17 protein-coding genes are annotated in these 26,814 nt (G+C 67.9%); 5 read left to right on the top strand and 12 right to left on the bottom strand.

The window, feature by feature from the left end; all coding sequences use genetic code 11:
* Positions 1-134: 134 nt before the first annotated feature.
* Positions 135-1,496 (top strand): mechanosensitive ion channel family protein, encoded by a 1,362-nt coding sequence (locus tag DB354_RS16300; RefSeq protein ID WP_107836708.1) that lies wholly within the window; start codon positions 135-137, stop codon positions 1,494-1,496.
* A gap of 82 nt (positions 1,497-1,578) precedes the next feature.
* On the opposite strand, the gene DB354_RS16305 is transcribed toward DB354_RS16300, so the two are convergent.
* From DB354_RS16305 to DB354_RS16330, 6 genes are all read right to left on the bottom strand, one after another.
* The gene (locus DB354_RS16305) at positions 1,579-2,709 is read right to left on the bottom strand and encodes an ABC transporter permease (RefSeq protein WP_107836709.1); all 1,131 of its coding nucleotides are present in this window, start codon (positions 2,707-2,709) and stop codon (positions 1,579-1,581) included.
* 2 nt (positions 2,710-2,711) lie between these two features.
* Positions 2,712-3,845, bottom strand: a complete 1,134-nt coding sequence (locus tag DB354_RS16310) for an ABC transporter permease (protein ID WP_107836710.1) — start codon at positions 3,843-3,845, stop codon at positions 2,712-2,714.
* Complete coding sequence (locus tag DB354_RS16315; RefSeq protein WP_107836711.1) at positions 3,842-4,825, bottom strand: ABC transporter ATP-binding protein; 984 nt, start codon at positions 4,823-4,825, stop codon at positions 3,842-3,844. The genes DB354_RS16310 and DB354_RS16315 overlap by 4 nt, the downstream gene beginning before the upstream one ends.
* Before the next feature lie 99 nt (positions 4,826-4,924).
* Complete coding sequence (locus tag DB354_RS16320; protein ID WP_107836712.1) at positions 4,925-5,854, bottom strand: ABC transporter ATP-binding protein; 930 nt, start codon at positions 5,852-5,854, stop codon at positions 4,925-4,927.
* Positions 5,855-6,029: 175 nt separating this feature from the next.
* Positions 6,030-7,025: an HlyD family efflux transporter periplasmic adaptor subunit gene (locus DB354_RS16325; RefSeq protein ID WP_107836713.1), complete on the bottom strand. Its 996-nt coding sequence runs from the start codon at positions 7,023-7,025 to the stop codon at positions 6,030-6,032.
* Positions 7,026-7,189: 164 nt separating this feature from the next.
* Entirely contained in the window at positions 7,190-7,837 is a 648-nt protein-coding gene (locus DB354_RS16330; RefSeq protein ID WP_107836714.1) for a TetR/AcrR family transcriptional regulator, read from the bottom strand.
* A gap of 138 nt (positions 7,838-7,975) precedes the next feature.
* Between DB354_RS16330 and DB354_RS16335 the strand changes: the two genes are divergently transcribed.
* Entirely contained in the window at positions 7,976-8,884 is a 909-nt protein-coding gene (locus DB354_RS16335) for a sugar phosphate nucleotidyltransferase (RefSeq protein ID WP_107836715.1), read from the top strand.
* A gap of 114 nt (positions 8,885-8,998) precedes the next feature.
* Complete coding sequence (locus DB354_RS16340) at positions 8,999-9,844, top strand: 5-deoxy-glucuronate isomerase (RefSeq protein WP_107836716.1); 846 nt, start codon at positions 8,999-9,001, stop codon at positions 9,842-9,844.
* Between the two features lie 31 nt (positions 9,845-9,875).
* Here DB354_RS16340 and DB354_RS16345 read toward each other — a convergent pair whose 3' ends face one another.
* The 4 genes from DB354_RS16345 to DB354_RS16360 form a co-directional block, all read right to left on the bottom strand.
* Positions 9,876-10,415, bottom strand: a complete 540-nt coding sequence (locus DB354_RS16345) for a peroxiredoxin (RefSeq protein WP_107836717.1) — start codon at positions 10,413-10,415, stop codon at positions 9,876-9,878.
* 43 nt (positions 10,416-10,458) lie between these two features.
* Positions 10,459-11,313: a DMT family transporter gene (locus DB354_RS16350; RefSeq protein ID WP_233256665.1), complete on the bottom strand. Its 855-nt coding sequence runs from the start codon at positions 11,311-11,313 to the stop codon at positions 10,459-10,461.
* Positions 11,314-11,436: 123 nt separating this feature from the next.
* Positions 11,437-13,590: a DEAD/DEAH box helicase gene (locus DB354_RS16355; protein WP_107836719.1), complete on the bottom strand. Its 2,154-nt coding sequence runs from the start codon at positions 13,588-13,590 to the stop codon at positions 11,437-11,439.
* A gap of 140 nt (positions 13,591-13,730) precedes the next feature.
* Positions 13,731-16,100, bottom strand: a complete 2,370-nt coding sequence (locus DB354_RS16360; RefSeq protein ID WP_107836720.1) for a TonB-dependent receptor plug domain-containing protein — start codon at positions 16,098-16,100, stop codon at positions 13,731-13,733.
* A 309-nt stretch (positions 16,101-16,409) separates the two neighbouring features.
* On the opposite strand from DB354_RS16360, the gene DB354_RS16365 reads away from it, so the two are divergent.
* Positions 16,410-16,769, top strand: coding sequence for a hypothetical protein (locus DB354_RS16365; protein WP_107836721.1), 360 nt, complete (start codon positions 16,410-16,412; stop codon positions 16,767-16,769).
* A 52-nt stretch (positions 16,770-16,821) separates the two neighbouring features.
* Here the strand turns inward: DB354_RS16365 and DB354_RS16370 are convergent, their stop codons facing one another.
* Entirely contained in the window at positions 16,822-19,686 is a 2,865-nt protein-coding gene (locus DB354_RS16370) for a TIM-barrel domain-containing protein (protein WP_107836722.1), read from the bottom strand.
* Between the two features lie 320 nt (positions 19,687-20,006).
* On the opposite strand from DB354_RS16370, the gene DB354_RS16375 reads away from it, so the two are divergent.
* Positions 20,007-24,263: an MBG domain-containing protein gene (locus DB354_RS16375; protein WP_158277573.1), complete on the top strand. Its 4,257-nt coding sequence runs from the start codon at positions 20,007-20,009 to the stop codon at positions 24,261-24,263.
* Between the two features lie 330 nt (positions 24,264-24,593).
* Here DB354_RS16375 and DB354_RS16380 read toward each other — a convergent pair whose 3' ends face one another.
* On the bottom strand, positions 24,594-26,780 hold the full coding sequence (locus DB354_RS16380) for a protein-disulfide reductase DsbD domain-containing protein (protein WP_107836724.1): 2,187 nt from the start codon (positions 26,778-26,780) through the stop codon (positions 24,594-24,596).
* Positions 26,781-26,814: the final 34 nt, after the last annotated feature.

The following is a 26,814-nucleotide window of genomic DNA, read 5'->3' on the forward strand; positions in this document are numbered from 1 at the left end:
TCATCGGCGTTTCCATCCTGCCGGTCTGGGCGCGCCTCGATGGGGGCCAACGGCCCCGGAGGGATGGGACCGGGGCCAGCCCGCCGCCTCCGGCTTTGACAACCCGGCCGGGGTTTCTTCAGTCCTCGGCCCTTATGAAGCGCGTGCTGCAGTTGATGTCCCTCGTGGTGGCCTGCTGGGCCGCCATCCCAGCGATGGCTGCCGAGTCGCAGTCGACCGAGCCGGCGGCAGCGGTGGCAGACGGCAAAACGACCGTGGTGCAGACCGACACCGGGAGTAGCACCCAGGTGGTGGCGGCCACGGCGGGGGCGACGGGGACGGCGCCCAACGTGACGGTCGTGAACAAGGGCAGGACGGTCGCGACCGACCTGCTTGAGCGCTTTGTGAGCTGGTTGCACCGGTTTTTCCCCCAGGTGGATGACCAGTTGTTCCACTGGATTGCGTGCGGCATCATCGTGCTCCTGGCGGTCGTGCTGCGGCACCTGATCACGAACATCATCTTTTTCTATCTCAAGAAGCTGGCTTCAAAGACGGAGACGACGCTGGACGACAAGCTCTTCCCGGCGATGGAGACGCCGACCGCCACGCTGGTCATGGTCGTGGGTATCTTCGCGGCGCTGACCGTGCTGCAACTGTCGCCGGAATCCGACGTGCTGATCGGCAATAGCGCCAAGATGGCGATCCTGGCCGTGATCGTCTGGGGCCTGATTCGCGCGGGTGGCGCGCTCCTCGATCACCTCGAGGAGGTGGCGCACGGGCGGCAGATGACGGTGGCGACGTTCATGCCGCTGATCAAAAAGACGCTGCTGGTCTTCGCGGTCATCCTCGGCGTCCTGATCATCCTCGATAGCGTGGGCGCGCCGGTGAAGGTGTTCCTGACCTCCCTGGGCATCGGTGGCCTGGCCTTCGCCCTGGCGGCGCAGGATACGATCGCCAACCTCTTCGGCTCGTTCGTGGTGGTGATGGATCAGCCGTTTCGCGTGGGCGACACGGTCAGGATCGCCGGCCAGGTCGGCACGGTGGAGGACATCGGGTTGCGTTCCACCAAGTTGCGGCTGGTGGACAAGTCGCTGCTCGTCATCCCGAACAAGTCAGTCGCTTCGGAATCGATCACCAATCTGGCGCGCTTCGCCCGTCGCCGCGTGGAGCAGGTGATCGGCCTGACGTACGACACGAAGCCCGAGCAGCTCGATACGATGGTGGCCGATCTGCAGAAGCTGATCAGCAGCCAGCCCGAGGTGGATCCGGCCTCGGTCATGGTCTACTTCCGCGATTTCAACAGCTCGTCGCTCGATCTCTGGATGGTATACGAGACGCCGGACCCGGATTTCCGGAAGCACATGGTGGTCCGCCAGCGACTCAACCTGGCCATCATGCGGCTCGTCGAGTCGCGCGGCCTGTCGATGGCGTTCCCGACGCAGACCATCCAGTTCGACGGTCCCGTTGCCCGCCAGCTCGCCGCCGCCAAGACGCCGGCCGTGCCGCAGGCGAAGTAGTCCCGCGCGAATCGCATCCTCGTCCGAGTTCACGGGCCGCCGCGGGGCGGCCCGTTTGTTTTGGTGGCCCGCGACAGGCGGGTCAGCCGGTGGTCTTGTGGAACCGGCTCACGGCGAAAGCCATGACCGCGATGCCGAGGGCGACGAGGGCTGCCATCTGGGGCCAGAGCACGTCGAAACCCACGCCCTTGAGAAACACGCCGCGGATGATGACCAGGAAGTACCGCAACGGATTGAGGAACGTCAGCCACTGCACCGCGATGGGCATGTTGGCGATCGGGTAGATGAACCCGGAGAGCAGCATGGCCGGGAAGAAGAAGAAGAACGTCGTCATCATGGCCTGCTGCTGCGTGCTGCTGACCGTGGAGATGAACAGGCCGATGCCGAGGGTGCTGAGCAGGAAGCAGGCGGTGCCTCCGAGGAGCAGGAGGAAGCTACCGCGGATTGGAATCTCGAACCAGTACACGCCGACCAACGTGACGAGGGCCACGTCGACGAAGCCGATCACGATGAACGGGGCGAACTTGCCCAAGATGAACTCGAGCGGCCGGATCGGCGTGACCATGATCTGCTCGATCGTGCCGACCTCCTTTTCGCGCACGATCGCCATGCCGGTGAGCATGAGCGCGATCAACATGACGAGCACGGCCATGACGCCGGGCACGAAGTAGTTTCGGCTCTCCAGGTTGGGGTTGAACCAGGCGCGGGGACGGAGCTCCACGGCGCCGATGCTCAAGGGTCTTCCTGCACGCCGCAGGGTGGAATCCAGCATGACCTCGTTGTTGTAGCCCGTCGCGATGACGGAGCTGTAGTTCAGTACCAGTCGGGCGGTGTTCGAATCGGAGCCGTCCACGATCAGCTGCACGGGCGCGGGCCGGCCGCTGCGCAACTGTGCCTCGAAGCCGGCGTTGATCTGCAGGATCGCGGCCGCGCGTGTGGCGTCGATTTCCGCCCGCGCGACGGCCTCGTCCTGCGTGGTGGTCACCGCGTCGAAATAGTCGGACCCCGTGAAGCGCGCGATGAGCGTGCGGCTGGCGGGCGTACCGTCGCGGTCGATCACCACGAGCCGCACGTGCCGCACATCCATGGTGACGGCGTAGCCGAAGATCAGGGTCTGGATGATCGGGATGCCGAAGATGACCATGCGCATCCGGGGATCGCGGAACACGGAACGGAACTCCTTCCGGAGCATGGTGAGGATGCGTTCCCACATGGCTATTGGAGCTTTTTGCGGAACCGGGCGACGGCCAGGCCGAGCACGATGGTGGCGAAGAGGGTGAGGAAGAGTGCGTCGGCCCAGAGCGTCTCGAGCCCCACGCCGCGCAGGTAGATGCCCTTGACCAGTGCGACGAAGTAGCGGGCCGGTACGATGGTCGTGATGACCTGCACGGGAATGGGCATGTTCGCGATCGCGAACATGAAGCCCGACAGCAGGAAGGCCGGCAGGAAGGTCGAGACCATGGCGAGCTGGCTCGCGAGCAGCTGCTGACGGGCGATGATGCTGAGCAGGATGCCCTGCGACAGGGTGCCGACGATGAAGAGCGCGGCCATGGCGAACAGCAGCGCGACGTTGCCGCGCAGCGGGACGTCGAAGAGGTAGACGGCCATGAGCACGGCGATGAGGACATCGAGCATGCCCACGACGAAGTAGGGCAGCAGCTTGCCGATGATCAGCTCGGCCGGCTTCACCGGCGTCGAAATGAGCTGCTCCATCGTGCCGCGTTCCCATTCGCGCGCGATCGTGAGCGAGGTGAGCAGGGCGGCGATCAGGCCCATGATGACGGCGATGAGCCCGGGGATGATGAAGTTCTTGGACTCGAGGTCCGGGTTGAACCAGACGCGCGGTCGGAGATCGAGCGGGGCCACCGCGGCGCCCCCGTTGCTGCGCCGGGCCTGGTCGAGCAGGATCTGCTGGTTGTAGCCGAGGGTGATCGCCTGCGTGTAGCCGAGCACGATGGCGGCGGTGTTGGAGTCCGAACCATCGATCACGGCCTGCAGCGAAACCGTGCGGCCGGCGCCGAGTCGGGCGCCGAAATCAGGCGGGATCACGAGCGCGAGCAACGCGTCCCGCGTATCGATCACCCGGTCGATCGACTGGTAGTCATCCCGGGCGCCGACGAACGAAAAGTAGCGGGAGCCGCTGAACCGCGCGACCAGTTCGCGGCTTTCCGGCGAATGACTCTGGTCCCACACGACGAACGGCACACGGTCGACGTCGAGCGTCAGCGCGTAGCCGAAGAGCAGGATCATCAGCATCGGGATGCCGATCGCCATGCCCAGGCTGCGCGGGTCGCGCCGGATGTGGAGGGATTCCTTGCGGGCGATGGCCCAGAGTCGCTGGAAGTTCATTGGTGCACCTCCGACTGCGGCGAACCGGCGCGGTCGCGCGCCTCGATGAGCGAGACGAAGACGTCCTCCAGCGTGGGCGTGATCCGGCCCACGTGGTGCGGCGTGAACCCGCCGCGTTCCAGGGCGGCGCGGGTCGCCTGGAGCGCGGTGTCGGCGTCGCGCGCAACCGCGTGCAGCCCGCGGCCGAACAGCGCCACTTCGGAGATCTCGGGCAGCGCCTCGAGCACGGACATGGCGTCGTTGGCGCGGGGGCAGTCGATCTCGAGGACGGCGTCGGTCATGTGCCGCGTCTTGAGCTCGCGCGGCGTCCCGAGCGCGATGAGCTCGCCGCGGTACACGACGCCGAGACGGTCGCAGTACTCCGACTCCTCCATGTAGTGCGTCGTCACGAAGACCGTCACGCCGCGCCCGGCCAGCGTATAGATCAGATCCCAGAACTGGCGGCGGCTGTTGGGATCCACGCCGGAGGTGGGCTCGTCGAGGAAGAGGATGGGCGGTTCGTGCAGCACGGCGCAGCCGAGCGCGAGCCGCTGCTTCCAGCCGCCGGACAGGTCGGACGTGCGCGAGCGGCGGTGTTCGGTGAGGCCTGCCATCTCGAGCACCCAGGCCTTGCGTTCGGCCTTCTTCGCCGGCGGGAGCCGGTAGATGCCGCTGTAGAAGTCGATGTTCTCCTCGACCGTCAGCTCGTCGTAGAGGGAGAACTTCTGGCTCATGTAGCCGATGCGGGTCTTGATCGCCTCGGTCTGGCGGCGGATGTCGAAGCCCGCGACCCGGCCCTCGCCGCCGGTGGGCGTAAGCAGCCCGCAGAGCATGCGGATGGTGGTGGACTTGCCGGCCCCGTTGGGCCCCAGGAAACCGAAGATCTCGCCGCGTCGGACCGAGAACGAGATGCCGGCGACGGCGCGAAACGAGCCAAAGCGTTTCTCGAGGTTCGAGACCTCGACCACGACTTCGGTGACGGCATCGGGTTGGGTGGGCATGGGATCAGTTCTGCGAGTGGGGCTCCCCATGGTCGTCGTGCCCGCCGGAATCGGTGGCTGCGAGGACGGTCAACAGCGCGAGGACGATGACGGCGTAGATCATGACGCGGCCTTTTGGTTCGCCAGCACGGCAACGAACACGTCCTCGAGCGACGGCTCAATGGGGTGCAGGGAAAGAAGTTCGATCCCGGCGTCGCGCAGGAGCTGGCGCACCCGGGCTTCGGTGGCGGCGGCGTCGCGTGCGGCGACGTGGAGCCGGTCGCCGAACAGGCCGACGGTGGCGTTGGTGAGTGCGCCGCGCAGGACGGCGGCGGCGGCGCGCGGCGCGGGCACACGGACCTCGAGGAGGGCGCCGGGCATGAGCTGCTTCACTTCGTCGGGCGTGCCGAGCCCGAGGAGCCGGCCGGCGTGCAGCAGCGCGAGCCGGTTGCAGCGTTCCGCCTCATCGAGGTACGCGGTTGACACGAAGATCGTCACGCCGTCGCGCACAAGCTGGTAGAGGATGCGCCAGAAGTCGCGGCGGGAGACCGGGTCGACGCCGTTGGTGGGCTCATCGAGGAACAACACGCGCGGCGTGTGAATGAGCGCGCAGGCGAGACCGAGCTTCTGCTTCATGCCACCGGACAGATTGCCGGCGAGCCGCTGCTTGAAGGGCGTGAGGTTGCTGAAACCCAGGAGCTGGTCGAGCCGCTCGGCGCGTTCGCGGGCGGTGACGCCGTAGATGTCGGCGTAGAAGCGGATGTTCTCGAGGACGGTGAGGTCGGGGTAGAGGCCGAAGCGCTGGCTCATGTAGCCGACATGCGCCTTCAGCGGCTCGGCCTGGCGCACGACGTCGTAGCCGGCGACTGTGGCGGTTCCGCTGGTGGGCGGGAGAATGCCCGTGAGCATCCGCATGGTCGTCGTCTTGCCTGCGCCGTCCGGGCCGACCAGGCCAAAGATCTCGCCCTCGGCGACCTCGAGATCGAGGGCGTCGACTGCCTTCGTGGGACCGAAGGAGTGGGACAGAGCGCGGGTGTGGATGGCGGGCATTTCAGATGTCAGAGGTCAGATGTCAGAGGTCAGATCTCGGAAGCCAGAAGTGAGAGGCCAGATGTCAGATGTCGGAGGTCAGATGTCGGAGGGCGGGGGATGACAGGCGCGGAGCGAGGGCGGCGGGCCGAAGGTGATTTGGAATGGTAATGTGATCGGTGGCTGGCTTCCGGCCTCAGGCTTCCGGCTTCTGGCCTCCGGCCTCTGGAATGTGCACGTCGGCGGGCATGCCGGGCTTCAGCTCGTCGTTCGGGTTGTTGATGTCGACCTTCACGCGGAAGACCAACTTCACGCGCTCCTTGGTGGTCTGGACGGTCTTGGGCGTGAACTCGGCCTCGGAGGCGATGAAGCCCACGATGCCTTCGTACGACTTGCCGGGGAAGGAATCGGTGGTGACAGCGACCTTTTGGCCCCGGCGGAGGCGGCCGAGGTCGGACTGATCGAGGTAGGCGCGGACCCAGACGTGGACGGTGTCGGCCACGGTGACGACGGGCGTGCCGGGGGAGACGAACTCGCCGGGCTCGAGGTGGTGGGAGAGAACGACGCCGGTGAGCGGCGACACGAGCCGGGTGTTGTCGACCTGGGTTTCGGCGAGGGCAACGGCGGCGCGGGCCTGCGCGACGCGGGCGCGCGCCTGCTGGATGACCTCGGCGCGCGGACCCTCGCGCACGAGCTGGAGCTTCTCGCCGGCTTCGACGACGCGGGCCTCGGCGACTTTGAGCTGGGCCTCGGCGGTATCGTGTTCGCGGGTGGAGATGGCGGCTTGTTGCAGGAGCTCCTGCTGGCGTTTGAAGTCGACCCGGGCGCGATCGCGTTCGGCCTCGGCGCTTCGCAGGGCGGCGGCGGCAGCGGCGATCTCCTGCGGACGCGAACCGGCCTCGAGCTCCGCGAGCGCGGCCTCGGCGGCGGCGAGTTCGGCGCGGCGCAAGGCGAGCTGCTGCTTCTGCTCGATGTCATCGAGCTGGGCGACCAGCTGCCCCACCTTCACTGGATCGCCCTCAAATACGGGCCGCTGGGCGATGCGCCCTGCGATCTTGAAGCCGAGCTGCGCGTCGACGACTTCGATGTTGCCGGAGAGAACCCGGGCGCCGTTGGGATCGACCCGGGAACGGTTGCAGCCGACGGCGAGGAGGAGCGCGGCGCAGGCGAGGGAGAGGGCGGCGGATTTCATGTCAGGCGGAGAAGAAGGAGATCAGGGCGTTGAGATAGCCGGCCGGGTGGTCGGCGGGAGCCGAGACCGGCGGGACGCGCGTGGCGCGAGTGCGGCGGCGGGCGACGCGGCTCGAAGGGCGCGTCCGATCCGGGAGGCTGGGGCGCCGCTGCGGAGGCTTGGGTTCAGGTGCTCTTTTCATATTCCTTGCGGCCCGCGGGGGTGAGCAGTCCGGAGAAGAACAAATGCAGGCCGCGCTGGAGCGTCTGCGGAAGGGTAAGCTGGGTCCGTTCGAGGACGGCAGGCTGCACGAGGCCGCGGATCGCCTGGAGCCAGAACTCGGCGGCAAACGCGGGATCGACATCGGCGCGGACCTTGCCCTCGGCGATGCCCATGCGAACGAGTTGTCCGAAGACCACGGGAATGGTCTGGCTGCGGATATCCTCGATCTTGCGGTACGTGGCGGGGGCAAAGCGCTCGAGATCACGCAGGACGGCGGGCGACAGGCGCGCGAGGTTGGCGCTGGCGACGTCGACCACGCCCGAGATGCGCTGGGGAAACGTGAGGGTGGGATCAGCCAAGACCGCCTTCATGCCGCCCTGGATGCTGGCGCCCATCAGGTCGATGATCTGGTTGACGATGGCGTCCTTGCTGGGGAAGTGCACGTAGAGCGTCTTCTTGCTGACGCCCAGCTCGTGCGCGAGCTGATCCATGGTGAACGCCTGGTAGCCGTAGGTGAGCATCAGTCGGCGGGCCGCGTGCAGCAGGCGCGCGCGCTCAGGCGGCTGCTGATCGAACACGGTATCGGCGGAGTAGGCTGGGCGAGAAACCATGGAAACCGAAAGAGGTCCTAGAGTTTCCAATTGTCAAGCCGCCCGCCGCGGCGCCGCCGGAACCGGCTTGTTACGTAACAACTTCGGATGACGCGCATCGCGCGTTGACGCCGCGCCGGGGACGCGTCTGCTCGCGTCATGTCGCTCTCCCTCGTTGTCCTCGCTGCCGGCATGGGCTCCCGCTACGGCGGCCTGAAGCAGATCGATCCTGTCGGACCCGCGGGCGAAACCGTTTTGGATTACGCCGTGTTCGATGCGCTGCGGGCCGGGTTCACGCGCGTGGTGTTTGTCATCCGCCGCGATTTCGAAGCGGTGTTCCGGGAGAAGATCGGCGCGCGGTATGCCGGACGCGTGGCGGTTGAGTACGTGTTCCAGGCGGCCGACGTGCTGCCGTCAGGTTATGCGCCGTTCCCGGGACGGGAAAAACCGTGGGGCACCGGGCATGCGGTGTGGTGTGCGCGCGACGCGGTGCAGGACAACTTCGCGGTGATCAACGCGGACGACTTTTACGGCGCCGACTCGTTTCGGCGGCTCGCCGGCTTCTTGCGCGGCGCGAACATGCGCGGGCCGCGGGCCGCGTTCGCGATGGTGGGCTTCCGGCTGGCGAACACGCTGTCGGAGCACGGTACGGTCTCGCGCGGGGTGTGCACGACCGGGGCCGACGGAGCGCTGCAGGCGATCGTGGAGCGGACGAGCATCGCGCCGGCGAACGTTGGCCCGGGGCTTGCGTATTCCGGCCAGGAGATCGTCTCGATGAACTGCTGGGGTTTCACTCCGGCGCTCTTCCCCGCGCTGGAGGCGCAGCTGAGCGATTTCCTCGCGGGCGTGACGGCGAGGCCGCCGGGGGCCGGCGTGGATCCGATGAAGGCTGAGTTCTACCTGCCGGCGGCGGTTTCCACCATGATCGGGCGGCGCGAGGCGGACGTACAGGTGCTGCCCACGGACAGCAGTTGGTTTGGAGTGACGTATCGCGAGGACAAGCCGCGGGTCTCGGCGGCGATCGCCGACCTCGTCAAGGCGGGCACGTACCCCGCGCAGCTGTTCTGACGAATTGCGGCGGCCGCTGGACTTTGCGGTCGACCGCGTGGAACGTTTGCGCTCCGACATCACCGCGGGCGTTCCGGCAATGGGTGCCGGGAGGCGGCGGCTGTCGCTGCTCGCATGGCCAAACTGATTCGCGCTGCTGCCAATCGAAACGCCCCGATCGTCGAGCCGGGTGCTGAGACCCTGACCCTCAGCTACTTCACGGTGTTGCGGCTGTCCGCGGGACAGACCCAGACCCTCGACGTGCCGCAATGCGAACTGCTCTGCGTGGTGTTGTCGGGGCGCGCCGACATCGCGGCGGGCGCGCGGGAGTTTCGCAACGTGGGGCGCCGCGCGGATATCTGGGACGGACCGGCGGACTCGGTGTACTGCGGGACCTGCCCGCGCATGACCGTGCGCGCGGCGCGCGACGGCACGGAGGTGCTGGTGGTGGGCGGGCTTTGCGAGCAGCCGTTCGCCCCGTTCCGCATCGCGCCGGAGGAGGTCGAGGCGATCGACATCGGCTCGGTGGAGACGCATTCGCACCGGCGGATGTACTGCATTCTCGGACCCGCGGCGACGGGACGCGTCGGCCGTCTCTATGCGGCCGAGATGCTGGTGTCAGAGGGTTGCTGGATGGGTTATCCGCCACACAAGCACGACCAGGAGCAATTGCCGGACGAGGCGGATTTCGAGGAGGTGGGCCACTTTCGCTTCCGACCTGAATCGGGTTTTGCGGCGCAGTTCTGCTACGACGGCACCGTGGCCGAGCCGATGTGCTTCAAGGCGCAGCACGGCGACACGTTCCTCGTGGACCGCGGGTACCATCCCGCGGCCATGGCGCCGGGCTACCAAGGGTATGTTTTCCGCGCCATGGTAGGTCGCCAGGGGCGGAGGTTCGCCCCCAAGTTCGAGGCGCAGCACCGCCACTTGGTCGACCGGATCCCGGGCGTGGCGGCGATGGTGGAACGCTTCCAGCAATGACCGGTGGCGGCGCGTGCGCCGCGCCGGTGGCTCAGCTCTTGTCCGCCGCGAGAACCTTGAGGACGTCGGCCGCCTGCTGGTCGGTCTTGGCCTTGTAGTCCGCCCAAACGATCTTGCCGTCCTTGATGAGGAAGGCCTGGCGCGCGGCGAACTCGCCGATGGCCGGGACGCTGCGCACGGGTACGCCGAAGGCCTTGATCACGGCCCGGTCCGGGTCCGCCAGCAGCGTGAACGGGAAATGCTCCTCGGCCTTGAACTTGGCCTGCGCGGCGACGTCGTCGGTGCTGACACCGAACACCGCGACGCCCTGGCGGGTGAGTTCCTCGTAGGCGTCGCGCAGCGAGCAGCCCTGGGCGGTGCAGCCGCTGGTGCCGGCGCGCGGGTAAAAATAGACCAGCGTGTAGCGCTGTTTCTTATACGCGTCGCCGAGGTCGATCCGGGTGCCGGCGTCCGTGGTGGCGGTGACCGCGGGCGCCGGGTCCCCGACTTTGAGCGGTTCGGCGTGGGCGCGGGCGGAGGCGAACAGAAAGGTGAGCAGCGACATAAGGGCGAGGGGGAGGCGGGTTTTCATGCCGCCGCACCGTGCCCAGAACCCCGCCCGACGCAAACGGCCCTCAGGCCGCCGCACCGCTGGCGCGGGCGGCGCGGACGGAGAGGACGGCGCGGGCCGTGACCGCGGTCAGGACCACGGCGCCGCCCACCAGCGCGAACGGGGATGGCCGTTCCCCGCTCCAGAGGAGGACCCAGATGGGGTTGAGGATCGGCTCGATCACCGGGATGAGCACGGCCTCGAGGGCGGTGACATGCCGGATGGCGCGGGCGTACAGCCAGTACGACACGCCCAACTGGACGACGCCGAGCGTCAGCAGCGCGCCCCAGCCGATGCCCGGCAGGGCGGGAGATTGGACGATCCACCAGAGGCCGACGGCGAACGCGAGGAAGTTGCCGAGGATGATCGATTCGACGGCGGAGGTGTTCTTCTGGCGCCGCAGGGCGACGGTCATCGCGGCGAAGCAGACGCCGCTGATCACGGCGATGACGTTGCCGAGGACGTGCGTGAGTTCGAGGGCATCGGCGAAGAACAGGGCCATGCCGAAGAGCACGGTGCCGATCGTGATCCAGTCGGCGCGCGAGGCGCGCTCGCCGAGAAACCAGGCGCCAAGCAGGGCGACCCACACCGGGGCGGTGTACTGGAGCAGGATGGCGTTGGCCGCGGTGGTGAGCTTCGTGGCGGTGCAGAACGTGACGGTGCAGGCGGCGTAGGCGATGGCGCCGATGACCTGGTCGCGGGAGAAGTGAAACCGCAGCGCGCGATTCGTCGCCAGCAGGAACACGCCGGCGATCAGGCCGCGCGCGCCGGCGACGGCGAGGGGAGACCAGGTGACGGCCTTGATCAGCAACCCGCCGAGGCTCCAGCACAGGGCGGCGGCGACGAGCAGCAGGACGGAACGTGAATGAGCGGCGTTCACGGAGATGAAGGGCCAAGTGGTGGCAGCCGGGCGCCCGCGGGCAACGGCAAACCCGCCGGGGCCACGGTGTGCCGGCGGGCCGCGCGGGCTGCTGTCCGGTTTCGAGCGACGATGGCGCTAGCGTTACCGGGCCGCGTTGGCCCGGGGCGCCGAAGAGAGCGGGGTGGGCGGGAGCCGGCGGGCGGGGCGCAGGACGCTGTGGTTGACCGGCCGTAATTGGTCGGGCGTGAGTCGGGGGAGATCGGGCAGCGTGTCGCGGCGGACCTCGCGCAGCCAGTCACGAGCGAGAGCGCGGAAGGTATCCCAACGCTCGGCGAGGAAAAGGTCGCGGTCGCGCCAGCCGGAGGCGGGACCGATGAGCGGGCCGGCATGGGCGACCTGCCGCAGCAGGCTACGCCACTCGGTGAGGAGGCGGTCGATGTCGCCGCGACCGGCGGTCTCAACCTCCGCGATGACCTCGCGGGCGCGGGCGCCGTCGGCGATCAGGGCGCGCACGGCTTCGCTACCGCCGGAACCGTACTGCGGTGGCAGGCCCTCCTGGAGCCAGCCCTCGATGGTGAGCCGCCGGTAGGCGAAATTGCACGCGGCGGCGAGCCGGCCGAGACGCCGCGGGTTGGTGCCCGAAAAGCGGTCGCCGGCGAACAGGTTGGCGGCGTCGAACAGCAGGTCGTCGACGGGGTACCGGCGATCCTCGAGCGCGGCGGAAAGCGCAAGGCCTTCGGGACCCAGGAAGCAGGACACGATCTCGCCGCGCGCGGTGAGCCGCAGCTGGCGGTCGAGCACGCCGGTGCGCTGCCATTGCCAGAGGAGGGTGGGCTGCGGCGAGAAGCCGAGGCACTCGGCGCGGTGGCGGCACCCCTGGCAGCCGGGGAACGGATGACGCTCGCGCCGGACGAGCCGGGCGCGGCCGGTGTCGGTGTGCTCCCCGCAAGGCAGGGCGGTGGGGTCGAGCTGCGCGGTCTGTTCGGATCCGAGCGCGACGTGTTCCTCGCTGAAAAAGCGGCCGGACTCAGTGCCGGCGAGCTCCAGGGCGTCGCGGCCGGCGCGCAGTTGCCGCAGGAAGAACGCCCAGGGCAGCGGGGCGGCGCGCTTGAGGCGCAGGGGTTCGGCCCGGCGCATGCGCAGGCTGCTGCTGCTCACGAGCACGTAGCCCACGTCGTCGAGTCCGCGCCGACCCGCGCGGCCGATCATCTGCAGGAGGTCGTGCGGCGCGATTTCCCGGTCGAGCTGGTCGTGGCGGAAACTGCTCGCGGTGATCAGCACGGAGCGCAGCGAAAAGTTGATGCCGGCGCTGAGCCCGAGCGTGGCGACGACGGCGCGGAGCTGCCCCGCCTTCGCCAGCGGCTCGATGACCCCGGCGCGCTGGGCGTAGCTGAGCCCGCTGTGGTGGTAGGCCACGCGGTTGCGCAGGAGCTTCGCGAGGGCCGGGCCACACATCTGCTCCTGTTCCGGCGTGAGCGTCAGCGGGTCCGGGAGCGGGAGCTCGCGGGCGAACTGCCGGGCCAGCCGCTCGGCATCGCGCCGGTGCGGCGCAAACACGAGCACGGGGCCCATGCCCTCGCGCAGGGCGCCGGCGACGCGCTTCGACCAGAAACCCTCGATGCAGCGTGGGAGCCCGTGGATGAGTTCATCGACTTCGACCTCCTCGAGCTGCACCGGGCGGATGTGATGCTCGATCACCTCGGCATCGCGGCCGAGCCGCCGCAGCCACGCGGCCACGTCGTGCGGGTTGGCGACAGCGCCGGAGAGCAGGAGGAGCTGCAGGCGTCGCGGGGCCGCGAGCAGCACGCCTTCGTAGTGATTGCCGCGGTGCGCATCGGCGAGCCAGTGGTACTCGTCCACGACGAGCAGCGAGAAGCTGGCCGCGCGCGGGGCGGCGCCGCGGCGGGCTTCCGCTGCGGGTGAGGCCGCGGCGTCGGGTTCGCGCCGCCACGCGGCATCGTCAACCACCAGACCCTGCACGGCTTCGAGCGTGGCAACGACCACGGGGGCGTCGGGATCGACGCAGAGATCGCCGGTCGTGATGCCCACGTGCCAGCCGCGGGTGCGCCACTCGGCGTACTTGTCGTTGGCGAGTGCGCGCGTGGGCACGGTGTAGAGCGCGCGCCGCGCGAAACTCGTCTGCTCGGCCCAGCGCTCAAAGACGTAGGTTTTCCCGGCTCCGGTCGGTGCGTCGACGATCACGTCGCGTCCGGCGCGCAATCCCGCCAACGCCAACGCCTGCCATTTGTCTGGCAGCATCAGCTTTTGCAGGCCGGCGAAGGCGTCGGAGAGCACGCCGGCATCGTGCGCCTGCGCGGCGGGTCGTCAAATGCCGGGACGTGCGGAAATCGTTCGCCGGCTCGGCGGCGCACGGTGGATTTCGCCGCAGCGCTGAGTCAACCGTTCGGCGCCCGCCGTTCGGCCTTGATTTGGCGCTAGAAGCGAATGCCAGCGACGGCCTGCCAGACCCGGCCGGCGTCGATGGTGTAGCGATACCAGGAGCCGACGTAATAGATGTCCCGATTGTCGAACAGGTTGGTGACCTTGAATGACAGGTTGTACGTGCACCGGCGGGCCTTGCGCTTGTAGCTGACGATGGTGTCCACGCGCCAGTAGTCGGGGAGGGGGCCCCAATTCGGTTCGTTGTGGATGGTGGCGTTGGTGAGGTCGCGTTCGCCGGTGTAGATGGTGCCCAGGCTGAGGCCCAGGCCCTTCAGTTTGCCGCGGCTGAAGTTGTACTTGTTGAACAAGGTGAAGCGAAAGCGCGGGGAGAGATCCTTGGCCACGCCGGTAAGCTCATTGCGGGCATCGGTGTCGGAAAAGCCGCCGATGACGAGCCAGTCGTCGGTGATGCGGCCGTTGACACTCACCTCTGTGCCGCTGCTGTGCTGGCCGCTGACCTGGACGTAATAGTCGGTGCGCCCGGGGGTGGTGTCCTTCTGGGCGACGTTGTCCTGCATGATGTCGAACCATGTCACCAGGCCGGAGATACGGCCGCGGAGGAGACTAAAGCGGGCGCCAACCTCCTTCTGGTTTCCTTCCTCGGGTTTCAGTTCAGAGCCGTCGGGCTGGAGGGTGTACACCGGCGAGAAGGAGCTGTTGAGGTTGGCGTAGAGCGAGAGGGTCTTGGCGGCATTGGCGTGCCACACCACGCCGACGCTGTGCGTGGTAGCGTCAGCGGTTTGGTAAGTGGTGGGCTTGCTCTCGAGCAGGACCTTGTTGGGGAAGGTGCCGCTGGCGAAGGCGATCGTCTTGCGGGCGTAGTGCGACTGCCGCACGCCCGCCATGACGTAGAAGCGGTCGTGCCAGAACGAAAACACGTCGTTGGCGTAGAGATCCTGGTTGGAGGTGTAGGTTCTGGTGGAGGTGTCGAGGTAGAGCGGCGAGCGCGCGTCGACGGCGGGGGTGGGGGTCTCAAGGCCGCGATCCAGCAGGTTGATGGGGAGCAGCAGGTTCGGGTTGAAGCCGGCGAGCCTGGGGTTGGCGAGGAACTCGGCGTAGCTGAGGTTCGGGTAGGTGAAGTACTTTGCCGAGGCCGAGGCATCCGCGATGCGGCCGTCGCCCGCGAGCTTGGCGCCGGTGAGGCCGCCGTAGTTCTGGCTGGACCGCATGATGGTGTTGGTGTCGTAGACTTGGATCCAGCCCTGACCGAGGAGGAGCCGATGATTCAGGGGGCCGGTGCGGGCTTGCCAGACGAGTTCGTTGCGCAAGCGATAGTTGTCCGTGTTCTGCGGCCGTGAACGCCATTGGCGCGGCATCAGCGCCGCGTCCTTCAGGATCACGAGGCCATCGGAGAGCGCCTGGGTTTCGACGTTGTTCTGGGCTCGGTTCTCGAACTGGAACTGGGACCGGAACTGCAGCGAATCGGAGAACGCGTGACGGAAGTCGGTGGAATAGACGCGTCGCAGGTTGCGCCGGTAGTCATCCGGACTGATCCAGGCGATCTTGCGGGGGAACTTGTGGTAGGTGCCGTCGCCCGTGACGATGCCGTAGGGGTCGCCGTTGTGGACGGGGGTCTCCCAGCTGGCCTGGCTCTCCTTCCAATTGTAGAAGTAGTCGATGATGAGCTTCGTCGGCTTGGCGATCTGCCAGGCGAGGGAGAGGGCGAGGCCGTCCTCCTGGCGGCGCTGGCCGAACCACGTGTAGCCGCGATCGTAGATGCCGTTCGCGCGGAAGAGGAGGGTCTTGCCGCCGAAGACGGGGAGGGGCTGGTTGTAATCGACCTCGCCGCGGTACGAGCTGTGGTCGCTGGCCACCACGCGCGCGCTGGTGAACCAGCGCGGCTGCGGCTGCTTCGTGATGCGGTTATAGGTTCCGCCATACCCGCCAGCGCCGTAGAGGATCGCGGCCGGGCCGCGGATTACCTCGACCCGCTCGATGTTGGCGAGCGGCTGCGAGCCGAAGCCGCTCGTCTGGGCGAATCCGTTCAAGAAATTGGTCCCCACGCTGGCGGACCCGCGCGCCATAAAGCCATCGTTCTCCGTCGTTTTCATGGACGACGAATCGTACGCGAGCAGGTCGGAGGAGTCGGTCGCGAGCAGGTCCTCAATGAACTGTTGGTTGAACACCGTGACGTTCATCGGGATATCCTCGATTGCGGTGTTCATGCGGGTGACCTCGGCGGCATTGGTGGAAAGGTAGCCGACGTCCTTTGACGAGGTTACCTCGAAGACCGAGAGCTGGATGGTCTCGTCCTTGGCGGGGGCATCCGTGGTGGAGGCCGGTGAAATGGACTGGGCGTGGGCTGCAGGAACGACGCCGAGGGCGAACGCGAGGGTGCAGGCAAGGTTTCTGATAGCATTCATGGCAGGGCTTTGCGTTGGGGAGGCGATGGGGAGGCGGGAGGGAGGGCGGACGCCGAAGCAGCGCGCGTGAGGCATCAGCCGGAGTACCCGCTGCGGCTGGCGAAGGAATGCCCGACCAGTGGTGCCAAAAGGAGACCACTGTGCCCGTCGACTCCCCGCGCGGCGTGCCGCCGCCGCCTGCCCCGACTGGGGTTAGTCCCTCAGCCACCGGGACCATGCGGCCCAGACGTGCGTCAAAAACCGATCACAAATCGGCGGTTGGGGCCGAGTCCATTGACCGGCCTGCCGCTCGTGCCGATACCGCCCCTGATGCAACGCTTCGCTCTCCTGACTTTTCTCCTGCTCGCCGCGCCGTGGGCGCGCGCGGATTGGTGCGAGTTGCGTGCGGGCATGGATCGCGATTCCGCATGGCGCTGCGCGGGGGTGCCGTTGCTGCAGAACGAGGCCCGCGGTGGGAACGCCATGTGGACCTACGATCGCTGTGGCTACATCATCTTCGAGCGCGGGCGCGTGGCCTATTGGGATGCGCCGAAGCCAGAGCCGAAGAAACCTGCCCTAGCGAAGACAACGCCGCCGGCGCCGGCGCCGGCGCGGCCCGCGGCTCCCGCTCCTGCTTCCAGAATTGCGGCCGAGCAGCACACGCCCGTGGCCGCGCCCGCGAAGTCCTGAACGTTCGACGCGGGCCGGGCGGTGCGGGGCCACCCGGCAGGCGTTGCAGGGCTTACGGCAGGACGACGTGCAGCGGCTCACCGCGGTACGTCACCGTTTGCAGGATCTTGGGCATGAACTCGAAGGGCGTGCCGCGCGACGCGGACACGAGCACGATCTGGAAGGTGCGTTGCTCGAGCATGCCGGGGAAGCGGCCCGCGCGCGCGCCGATGGTCAGCGTCTTCTTGGCGTCATTCCACGCCAGCGGGATGCGGGCGAACTCGCCGCGCTCGTAGCCGTAGCTCAGCCCGTCGTCCTCATAGAGGCTGAAGAGGCCGTCGGCGCCGGCGTAGATGCGGAGGGTGATCGGATCCGCCGGCTTTTCCGTGGTGTACTGGCGATCCGGTCCGAACGGCACGATTGAGCCCGCGCGCACAAAGAGCGGCATCTGCTCGTAGGGTGCCGCGACGGTTTCCGTGCCGGCTTTGGCGTGATGCGCGCCGGTCCAGAAGTTGTACCAGCCGCCGGCCGCCTGCGGCAGGTACACGCTGCGCTCGCGGGCCTTGTACTCGGTCACGGGCGCCACGAGGAACGCGGGCCCGAACAAGTACTGCGTGGAGTCACGCGCGGCGATGGCGTCGTTGGGGAAGTCCATCACCAACGGCCGCATGAAGGTGGCGTCGTCGTGGGTGACGGCGCCGGCGACGGCATAGATGTAGGGCAGGAGCTGGTAGCGCAGCCGGTTGAAGGTGGTGATCGTCTGGTACACCGGGTGCGTGTCACCGCCGAAGGCCCACGGCTCGCGGGGTTGTGATTCGCCGTGGAGGCGAACCAGCGGGACGAACGCGCCGAACTGGAACCAGCGGGCATTGAGCTCGCACCACTCGTCGCGAGCCTCCGCCGTCAGCTTCTTGCCGAGGAAGCGCGGCGGGGCGGTGAATCCGCCGATGTCCATGCTCCAATAGGGAATGCCGGACATCGAGTAACCGAGCCCCGCGGCAATCTGGCGGCGCATGCTGTCCCAAGTGCTCGAGATGTCGCCCGACCAGGTGGCGCTGGCGTAGCGTTGGAGACCGGCGAAACCCGAGCGAGTGAGGATGAACACGCGTTGGTCGGGCGCGGCGGCGCGCTGGCCTTCGTACACCGCCCGGCTGTTCATCAGCGCGTAGGCGTTCAGCACGCGCGCGCCGGTGCCGAGCGCGGTCGGATTCATGCGCAGCTTTTGCTGGGTGAGGTCGGGCGGGGAGGAAATATCCGGCTCCGTGGCATCCATCCACCAGGCGTCCACCTTCTTGGTGAACAGGCTGTCGTGCACCTGGCTCCAGAACAGCTCTCGCGCCTCGGGATTGAAGGCGTCGTAGTCGGTATAAGGATACCCGACCCAGTCCTTCACGCCTTCCCAGAGCAGTGGTGGGTAGAGGAAGCCGCGCCGGTGCAGCGCGTCGAAGTGCGCCGTGCCGGGGTAGAACTTGCCCCAGACGGAGATCATGAGCCGGGCGTGGTACTGGTCGTGAATGGCGTCGATCCAGGCCTGCGGATCGGGAAAGCGCGCGGGATCGAAGGCGTGGGAGCCCCATTCGGCCTCCTTCCAGTAGAACCAGTCCTGCACGATGTTATCGATCGCGATACCGCGGCGGCGGAACTCGGCCAGCACGTCGAGGCTTTGCTGGGCCGTCTCGTAGCGCTGCTTCGATTGCCACAGCCCGAGCGTCCAGACCGGCAGGAGCGAGGCGCGGCCGGTCAAGGCGCGATAGCCGGCGATCACCTGGTCGAGCTGCGGGCCGTAGACGAAGGTGTAGTCGATGCCGTCGCCCACCTCGGACCAGAGCGTGATCGGCCGGTCCGCGGCGGGCGTCTTCCAGCGCAAATTCATCTCGTTGCCCGAATGGTCGCGGGTCCATTCGACGCGAATCCGGTGGGTGCCGGCGGTCAGGGCGACCCGCGCCTGCTTCGGATACGGCAGCCAGTCGTGCCACCAGTTCTGGATCACGAGCTGGTCGTCGATCCAGACCGCGGCTCCGTTGTTGGAGTAGGTCTGGAAGGTGTGCGCGCCTGCCACCGCGACGTCGAACGTGCCTTCCCAGCGCACGCCAATCGTGCCCTTGGGTGGCAGCCCGGGATGGACCGCGGTGTTCGGCTGGCTGGGCCCTTTGGGCAGCGAGATGGCTATGTCGTCCGCGCGATGGCGAAACAGCGGTTGCTGGAACCGGCCGTCACCGAAGTAGGTGACGGTGAGCGCGCCGGGCTGACCGTCGAGGTCCTTCAAGGCCTTCGCCGGCAAGGGGGCAAATGGCCGCAGGTCGCCGAAGCGGGTGTACGAGGGGTTGTCCCAGAGGAGGCCATAGCCGCGGCTGGAGACCAGGAATGGCACGGCGACGGTGCCGTTGTGCTGCCAGAGTTCGAGATCGGTGTCGCGGATGTCGACGACGCCAAGCTGGTGCTGGCCGAGGCCATGCAGGGTTTCGTCGCCGACCGCCTCCCATTGCTGCTGCACATGGGCGGTCGTTTCACCCTGGACGATTGCCCGCTCGATTTTCCGACCACCGGTGCGCTCCGCAAGGATCGGCTCGCCCGCCGCAGTCAGGAAGCCGACGGCGCCGCTGGCGCGGTCGACCCGTACCTGCAGCCGGGCGGTCCGGAGGGTGAGTGTCGCGTCCGTGGCGTCCGCCGTCCATGCCGGCACGGAGGCGAGCCGGTCGGAGGTGACGATCAGGCTCTCGCGGTCGAAGAACGCCCGGTCGGCCGCCACCGCGATGCGGACGATCGTGTCCCCGCGGACCTGGAGTCGCAACCAGCCGGCGGGAACCGGCGCGACGATGCCGTCGGCGAGACGGGCGAACGGCGCGGCGGGGCTGGGCGTTGGCGCAGGAGCGGTCGGCGCCGCGGCGGAGACGCAAGCGCTCAGCAGCAGCGCGGGGGCGAGGAGATGCAACTTCATGGGGAAAGGGGCGCGCCGAGCGGAGACGGTTTCCGCACCGACGGCAATGGCAACCACCGGGCGCGCGGGTTGACCGCCAAACGCCAGCCACTCGCGCCAGCGGCCATTGGCGTATCAAAGTATAAAATACCGTAACGAACGCTATGCTCGACCTGCGTAGTAACCGCAGCCTTGGCGGATTCAATCGCCAAGCCGGTGGTGCCGATTCCACCCTTCTGACGCGTCGCCCCAGAACCATCCCGCCGGAGTTCCATCGCTGGACCCCGAGACGGACGCTGTTGTCCGTGCCTGGGCGCGGGTGGCGCGCCATTTCCCCCATCATGCGCATTCCCAACCTGACGGCCCGAGCCGCCACTCTCCTGCTGTGTGTCCTGGCATTCCTGAGCCCGTCGCCCTCGGCGAAGGCAAGTGAGACGGTCCTGATCACGCCGAACCTGGTGACGTTCGGAAACGCGGACGACGCTTTCTCCGGTCCGTTCAACATCGGGTTCACGTTCAAGTACTGTGGCGTCGACTACACCCAGTTCTACGTCTCAACCAATGGCGTCCTCTACTTTGCCGGGGCAGATGGGGCGTTTTCGAACACCGCCCTCACCGACCGTACGGGCAACTTGGGCGTGTATGCGCTCTGGGATGACCTCTGGATCACGAACGGCGTCACCAAGGTGCTCTACACCACGACGGGTGAGGCGCCCAACCGCCGCTGCATTCTCCAGTGGACGAATCTCTACAGCTACAACGAGCCCTACGAGGTCGGCACGTTCAACATCGTGCTGCACGAGGAGACGGGAAAGATTGAGATCTTCTACCGCAATATGCTCGGGGCGAGCGCCCAGCGCCGCTATGGGACCTCGGCCACCATCGGCCTGGTGGGCACCGCCTACACGACCCAGTTCAGCTTGAACTCCCCGGTGGCCACCGAGGCGCTCCAGCTGACCTACACGCCCACGGGCGTCGGCCTCGCGCCCTACAACGCGACCACGCAGACGGTGACGGTCGCGAATGCCTCGAGCATCCCGACCTACTATCTCGCCTACACCGACTCGCCGAAGACGCCGGTGACGCTTTCCGCCAATCCGGATGCGGGCCAGGTCATCCTGTCCTGGGACTTAAGTTCGCTCGGGCAGACGCCGACGGGCTACCGCGTGCGCGTATCCAGTGATGCCACGATGGCCGGCTTGACGGAGTACACCGTGGACGCGGCGAATGTGGCCGGCCGGACGCACACGCTTACCGGACTCACCCCGAACGGCGTCTACTACTGGCAGGTGGTCTCGATCGCCGGCACGTCGACGATGGTCTCGCAAGTGGCGAGCTTCACGAACAAGCCAAACCAAAGCCCGGTGGCGGCGAGCGCGTCGTTCACCACCGACCAGAACACGGCGTACAACGGCACGCTCACTGCGACCGACGCCGAAGGCGACCCGCTCATCTATTTCATCGTGAGCCAGCCCCGCAACGGCCGGCTCAGCATGCCCGATTCCTCCTCTGGCGCGTACACCTACACGCCGCTCACCTCCTTCTCCGGCACGGATACGATCACCTTCAAGGCCTTCGACGGCATGGCGTACTCCAACCTGGCCACGATCAGCATCACGGTGGGCGCCCCCGTGGCGGCGGCGACGTTCACCGAGCTGCCGGTCTCCCGCGTGCGCATGGTGGGGCAGCCGGTGTCCTTCAGCATCGCGGCCACCGGCGCCGGGCCGCTGTCGTATCAGTGGGTCAAGGACGAGGTGGCAATCTCGGGTGCGACCGACACGACCTACACGATCGCGGCGGTCGCGGCGGCCGACGCTGGCGAGTATCGGTGTGTCGTGACGAATCCCTCTGGCCCGGTGATGTCGGCCGCGGGCGTTCTTACCGTTCAACCTCCGATTGCCTGGACTCCCGCCACGCTCAACTACGGCACCCCCCTCGGGGCGGCGCAGCTCAACGCGTCCGCCGGAATTACCGGCACGTATGCCTACACGCCCGCGGCTGGCACCCAGCTCGGGGTTGGCACGCACACGTTGAGCGTCACGTTCACCCCGACTGACTCAGATACCTACCTGCCGGCGACGACCACTGCGACGCTTACGGTTGCGAAGGCGCCTCTCACCGTGACGGCGGCGAATGCCTCGCGGGCCTACGGCCAGGCCAATCCCGCGCTGACGGTTTCCTACAGCGGCTTCGTGCTGGGCCAGACGGTAGCGGCGCTGACGACTGCGCCGACGGCGAGCACGGCTGCGACCGCGGCCAGCGCCGTGGGCACCTATCCGATCGTTCCGGCCGGTGGCGTTGCGGCCAATTACAGCTTCATCTACACGAGCGGTACGCTGACCGTGACGCAGGCGCCCGTGGCCGTGTCCGTGGGGCCGCTGGACTTCGTGTACGACGGGACCCCGAAGGTCACGCAGGCCGTAACGAGTCCCCCGAATCTTTCGGTGCGCATTACCTATGCGGGCTCCACGACGGCGCCCACCAACGCGGGCACCTATGTGGTGGTCGGCACGGTGACGGAGGCAAATTACGTGGGCAGTGTGACCTCGCGGCTCGTGATCGCCCGGCAGGCGCAGACGATCAGCTTCCCGGCGCCGACGGTTCGCCTGGGCGAGCCGGTGGCGCTGGCGGCGACCGCCAGCAGTGGCCTGCCGGTCACCTACACGGTGGTTTCCGGCTCGGCTACGATCAGCAACGGTAGTCTGACCGTGACCGGTGGCGGCGCGGTCCGGATTCGCGCCACCCAGGCGGGCAACGACAACATCGAGCCCGCCTCGGCGGAGTTGACGGTCACGGCGGCGCCCAAGCAGGACCAGACGATCACGTTCGCCGCCCCGGCGAACCACTCGTCGACCGACGCACCGTTTGCGCTCGCGGCGACCGCCACGTCGGGCCTGCCGGTGACCTTTACCCTCGTGAGCGGCCCGGCGCTGCTCTCCGGCAATCAGGTCACGCTGTCGGGCGGCTCCGGCATCGTCGTGGTGCGCGCTTCCCAGGCGGGCAACGACACCTGGAACCCGGCGCCAGACGTGGTGCGCACGTTCACGGTCACCGCAGTCGGCCCGCTGGTTTATTTCGGGCGCGTCGGAGACACTGGCTTTGCGGCCAGTGTGAACGCCGATGGCCATTCGGGCACGATGATCGGCACGTTGCCGGGCAGTGGGGAGGCGTTTGTCGTCTCCTTTACGCCGACGGCCGATGGCACGTGGACGGCGACGGTGAACACGGTTCCGTTTGGCACGAACTCGGTCAGTGCGTCGGCCGAACGCTTCCTTGAAATCACGAAGGGCCTGTCGCTGCCGGAGTCCGAGGACGGCGCGGCCGATCCGGTCATGGGCGCCGCGGCGGCCACGACGCGAACCTTCCGGGGCCAGCTTTCCGGCTCAGTTTTGACCGGGACCATCGACGATCTCGGGCTGACGTTTAGCGCCGTGCTGGTGGCACCGGCGGGACCGACGGCACCGATCGCCGGCTATTATCAATCGGCGACGCTGGATTCGGCGGCGGGCGCGATTTACTCGATCGTGGGCACGCAGAACGAAGCCTACGTCCTTGCGATCACGCCCACGTGCGTTGCCGGCAACGTCGGCACGGCGTCGGCGGATGGCGTCATCGCCGTCGATCTGGGCAATGCGACGAAGGTCGAGGCCAAGGTGGATGCGCCGACGACGGTTGTGACCGGCACGCTGACCACTTCGGGTGGGGTGCCGGAGTCATTTGCCGGGTTGGCCGGTACGGCGGTCCGGACGGACCGGCTGGTTAACCTGTCGACGCGGTCGCGCGTGCAGGCAGGCGTGGCGGAACTCATCACGGGTTTCGTGGTGGCTGGTTCCCAGCCCAAGACGATGCTCCTGCGCGCGGCGGGGCCGACGCTCGCGCGCCTCGGCGTGGCCGACGCGATCTCCGCGACGGACCTGAAACTCTATGACCAAAGCGGCCAGCTCCTGCAGGCGGTCAGTGGGTGGAAGAGCGATGCCCGCCTGGCGGAAACCTTCGCGCGGCTCGGCGCGTTTGGCCTCTCGCCTGACGACCGCGAGTCCGCGCTGCTGGTGACGCTTTCGCCCGGCCTGTACACGATGCACGTGGTGCCGGGCCAGGGGGCCGCGGCGGCGGGCGGCGTGGCGCTGGCGGAAATCTACGATGCCAGCGAGAACCCGCAGGCGGATTACCAGCGGCTGGTGAACATCTCCTCGCGCGGCCGCCTGACCTCAGGCGACGGCGTCCTGATCGGCGGCTTCGTGATCACCGGCAACTCGCCCAAGCGCATCCTGATTCGCGGCATTGGCCCGGGACTGGCCGACCTTGGCGTGAGCGGGGTGCTCCCCAATCCCATGCTCGCGGTTTACGCCAGCGGCGGGGTGATCGCCCGCAATGACAACTGGGGCACGCCGGTGACGCTGAGCGCGGCGCAGGTGGCCGCTACCGCCACGCAGATCACCGCCGCGGGCACCGAGGTCTACGCCTACCCGCTGCGGGCGGGGAGCTGCGATGCCGCGGTGATCGTGACCCTCGCACCCGGCACCTATACCGCGATGCTGAGCTCGGCCGATGGTGGCACGGGCGCGGCGATGATCGAGGTGTACGAGATCGCGCAGTGAGCTCGGAGTGAAGGGGCCCCAGCGAAGATGGGGCACTGAAGCAGTGAACGAGGACCGCGCGCCCGCCGGCGCCGGTCCTCTTTGTTTTCCCAACGCTTCAGGCGTCCTCCATTCAAGCACGCTTGCCCTCGGCTGCTGCGCGCTTCGCTGGGCCACTTCAGCGTTCGCGGTCGCGAATGCCGGGACTAGGAGGGGACGATGGCTGCAATTATTACTACCTAATGGACAGCGAGTAGTGGGATAATGTCCAGATACTCGCGGATAATGTCCGGATACTCGGGCACCAGGATGGTGCCCGCCCACGCCTCGTTTGCTCCCTCAGCCGTTCGCTCAGGCTGACGGGGCGGCATTGCCGCCGACGGACTCCGCGCGCGGGAGCGCGTTGAGCACGATGGCGGGGGTGAGGAGCTCGGGGAGGATGACGGGGTCGGCGCGGCCCGGCAGCCAGATCACGTTGAACGGGACGGCGGAGCGGCCGTATTTCGCGAGCTCCGTGGTGATCCGCGGGTCGCGGTTGGTCCAGTCACCGCGCAGGGTCGCGATCTTCCGGTCGGCGAAAGCGCGAAGCACGTCGTCGCTGTGGAACACGAGGCGCTTGTTCGCCTGGCAGGTGGCGCACCAGCGCGCCGTGAAGTCGACGTAGACGATCCGGCCCTCGGCGCGCAGCCGTGCCACGGCGTCCGGGCTCCACGGTTCCCAGGTGACTTCCGGCGCCTGCGTGGACGTGGCGGACGGCGCGGCGACGCTGCGCGGCCAGCCGAGCCAGAGACCAAGCGCGCCAACAACGATGAGCGACGCGAGGCCGAAGCGCGCGCGGCCGGCGGAGGCGCCGGGGGTGCGCCAGCGGCCGTACATCCAGACGGCGAGCGCCACAAGGACGAAGCTGAAGAGCGCGCTGAGGAAACGTTCCTCGCTGAGCTGTCCGGCGAGCACCCACGCCAGGTAGCCGGCGGTCGCATACAGCGGAAACGCCATGAACTGCTTGAACGTTTCCATCCATGCCCCGGGCCGCGGGAGTGCCTTCACCGCCTGCGGGAAGATCGAAAGCAGGAGGTATGGCAGCGCGAGGCCGAGGGCGATTGCGGTGAAGATCACGAACGATTCGACCGTGGAAACCGCGAGTGCGGCCCCGAGCGCGGGAGCGAGGAACGGCGCGCTGCACGGCGTCGCCACAACGGTCGCCAGCACACCGCTGAAGAACGAGCCGCTGTAACCCGACTTCATTTGCAGGTCGGAGCCGACGGACGTCGCGCTGAGGCCGAACTCAAAGACCCCGCTCATGTTCAGGCCGAACACCAGCATCAGCACCGCCAGCGCGTAAACGAACGCAGGCGACTGCAACTGGAAGCCCCAGCCGAGTTGGTCGCCGCCGGCGCGCAGCACCGCGAGCAGTCCCGCCAGCGTCCAGAAGGAAAGGAGCACACCGAGCGCAAACGTCAGCCCGTGCAGCGCAACCCGCCGCCGTTCGTGTCCCGCCTGATTCACGAAGCCCAGGATCTTGATGCCCAGCACGGGGAAGACGCAGGGCATGAGGTTGAGGATGAGCCCGCCTACGAAGGCCAGCAGGAGGGTGCCGGCGAGGCCGCCGGTCGCGGCGGAGCCTGCGGCACTGGTGCCCGGGGCCGCCGCGTTGGTGTTGGTGGCTCCCGCCGGGGTGGCGGTCGCGATGGGCGCGTCCGAGAGAGGAGCGTCAACGCGCAGTCCCGGCAGCGCGCCCTCGGGGCGCCAGCCCGGATCGGCGGCGAGCACGCCGCGCAGGTGCGTCGCGTCCTTCGGCCCATCAGGTGAGAGGGCAAGCGTAAGCGTGGTCGCGCCCCCGCGGACCTCGGCCGGCTGCGGCTGGTCGTAGGCAACGAGCCCGTCGTCCGCGAAGAACCAAAGCTTGGCGGGAACCGGCGCGCTGGCGGCCGCCGGCCGCACGGTCAGCGTAATGGTTTTCCCCTGACGCGTCGCGGTGGTGGCCCAGGCCGGATCGGTCCGCGGCAGCGTGTCGCGAGCGCGCTGCACCCGTGCGCCCCAGGTGGCGTCGGGTGTGGGCGCCTCGGTGCGGATTGGGAGCGTGACGCTGACGTCGGCATTGCCCGGCACGCAGGTGGCGGCGCACATGAGCCAGTCGGCGCTGGCGCGGAGGGTAACGTTGGTGCCGGGCGCGAGGTTGGCGGGAGGCGTGAGCGTGACGGGGAGGAGAACCTCGTCGCTGTAACCGTTGCCCGTGATCGTGCCGGTGTGATCGCGGATGATCGTGGGCGTGGGCCACTGGATGTCGCCGGCCTCCCAGCCAGCCGGGAGGTCCCAGGTGAGCGTCGTGGGCAGGCCGGTGCCGGGGTTGATCCAATAGGTGTGCCAGTGCGGGGCGTGGACCAGGCGCAGGGCGACCGTGACCGGCCGGCCGGGCTGGATCGACGCCTCCGCGGCGACAAGCGTTGCCTGCACATGGGAAGGCTCGGCGCCGCGGGCGGGCAGAAAAGCGACGAGGATGAGCAGGAAGAATCCGAGGAGACGGCGAACGGACGGCATGGCAGTGGAGAACGTGGTGATTTGGGGCGCGGCG

Origin of the sequence: Opitutus sp. ER46, assembly GCF_003054705.1 — a bacterium.
Taxonomy (GTDB): domain Bacteria; phylum Verrucomicrobiota; class Verrucomicrobiia; order Opitutales; family Opitutaceae; genus ER46.

Coding starts and splice junctions, on each gene's coding strand:
- DB354_RS16300 (WP_107836708.1), top strand. CDS start 135: ATGAAGCGCGTGCTGCAGTTGATGTCCCTCGTGGTGGCCTGCTGGGCC.
- DB354_RS16305 (WP_107836709.1), bottom strand. CDS start 2,709: ATGTGGGAACGCATCCTCACCATGCTCCGGAAGGAGTTCCGTTCCGTG.
- DB354_RS16310 (WP_107836710.1), bottom strand. CDS start 3,845: ATGAACTTCCAGCGACTCTGGGCCATCGCCCGCAAGGAATCCCTCCAC.
- DB354_RS16315 (WP_107836711.1), bottom strand. CDS start 4,825: ATGCCCACCCAACCCGATGCCGTCACCGAAGTCGTGGTCGAGGTCTCG.
- DB354_RS16320 (WP_107836712.1), bottom strand. CDS start 5,854: ATGCCCGCCATCCACACCCGCGCTCTGTCCCACTCCTTCGGTCCCACG.
- DB354_RS16325 (WP_107836713.1), bottom strand. CDS start 7,025: ATGAAATCCGCCGCCCTCTCCCTCGCCTGCGCCGCGCTCCTCCTCGCC.
- DB354_RS16330 (WP_107836714.1), bottom strand. CDS start 7,837: ATGGTTTCTCGCCCAGCCTACTCCGCCGATACCGTGTTCGATCAGCAG.
- DB354_RS16335 (WP_107836715.1), top strand. CDS start 7,976: ATGTCGCTCTCCCTCGTTGTCCTCGCTGCCGGCATGGGCTCCCGCTAC.
- DB354_RS16340 (WP_107836716.1), top strand. CDS start 8,999: ATGGCCAAACTGATTCGCGCTGCTGCCAATCGAAACGCCCCGATCGTC.
- DB354_RS16345 (WP_107836717.1), bottom strand. CDS start 10,415: ATGAAAACCCGCCTCCCCCTCGCCCTTATGTCGCTGCTCACCTTTCTG.
- DB354_RS16360 (WP_107836720.1), bottom strand. CDS start 16,100: ATGAATGCTATCAGAAACCTTGCCTGCACCCTCGCGTTCGCCCTCGGC.
- DB354_RS16365 (WP_107836721.1), top strand. CDS start 16,410: ATGCAACGCTTCGCTCTCCTGACTTTTCTCCTGCTCGCCGCGCCGTGG.
- DB354_RS16370 (WP_107836722.1), bottom strand. CDS start 19,686: ATGAAGTTGCATCTCCTCGCCCCCGCGCTGCTGCTGAGCGCTTGCGTC.
- DB354_RS16375 (WP_158277573.1), top strand. CDS start 20,007: ATGCGCATTCCCAACCTGACGGCCCGAGCCGCCACTCTCCTGCTGTGT.
- DB354_RS16380 (WP_107836724.1), bottom strand. CDS start 26,780: ATGCCGTCCGTTCGCCGTCTCCTCGGATTCTTCCTGCTCATCCTCGTC.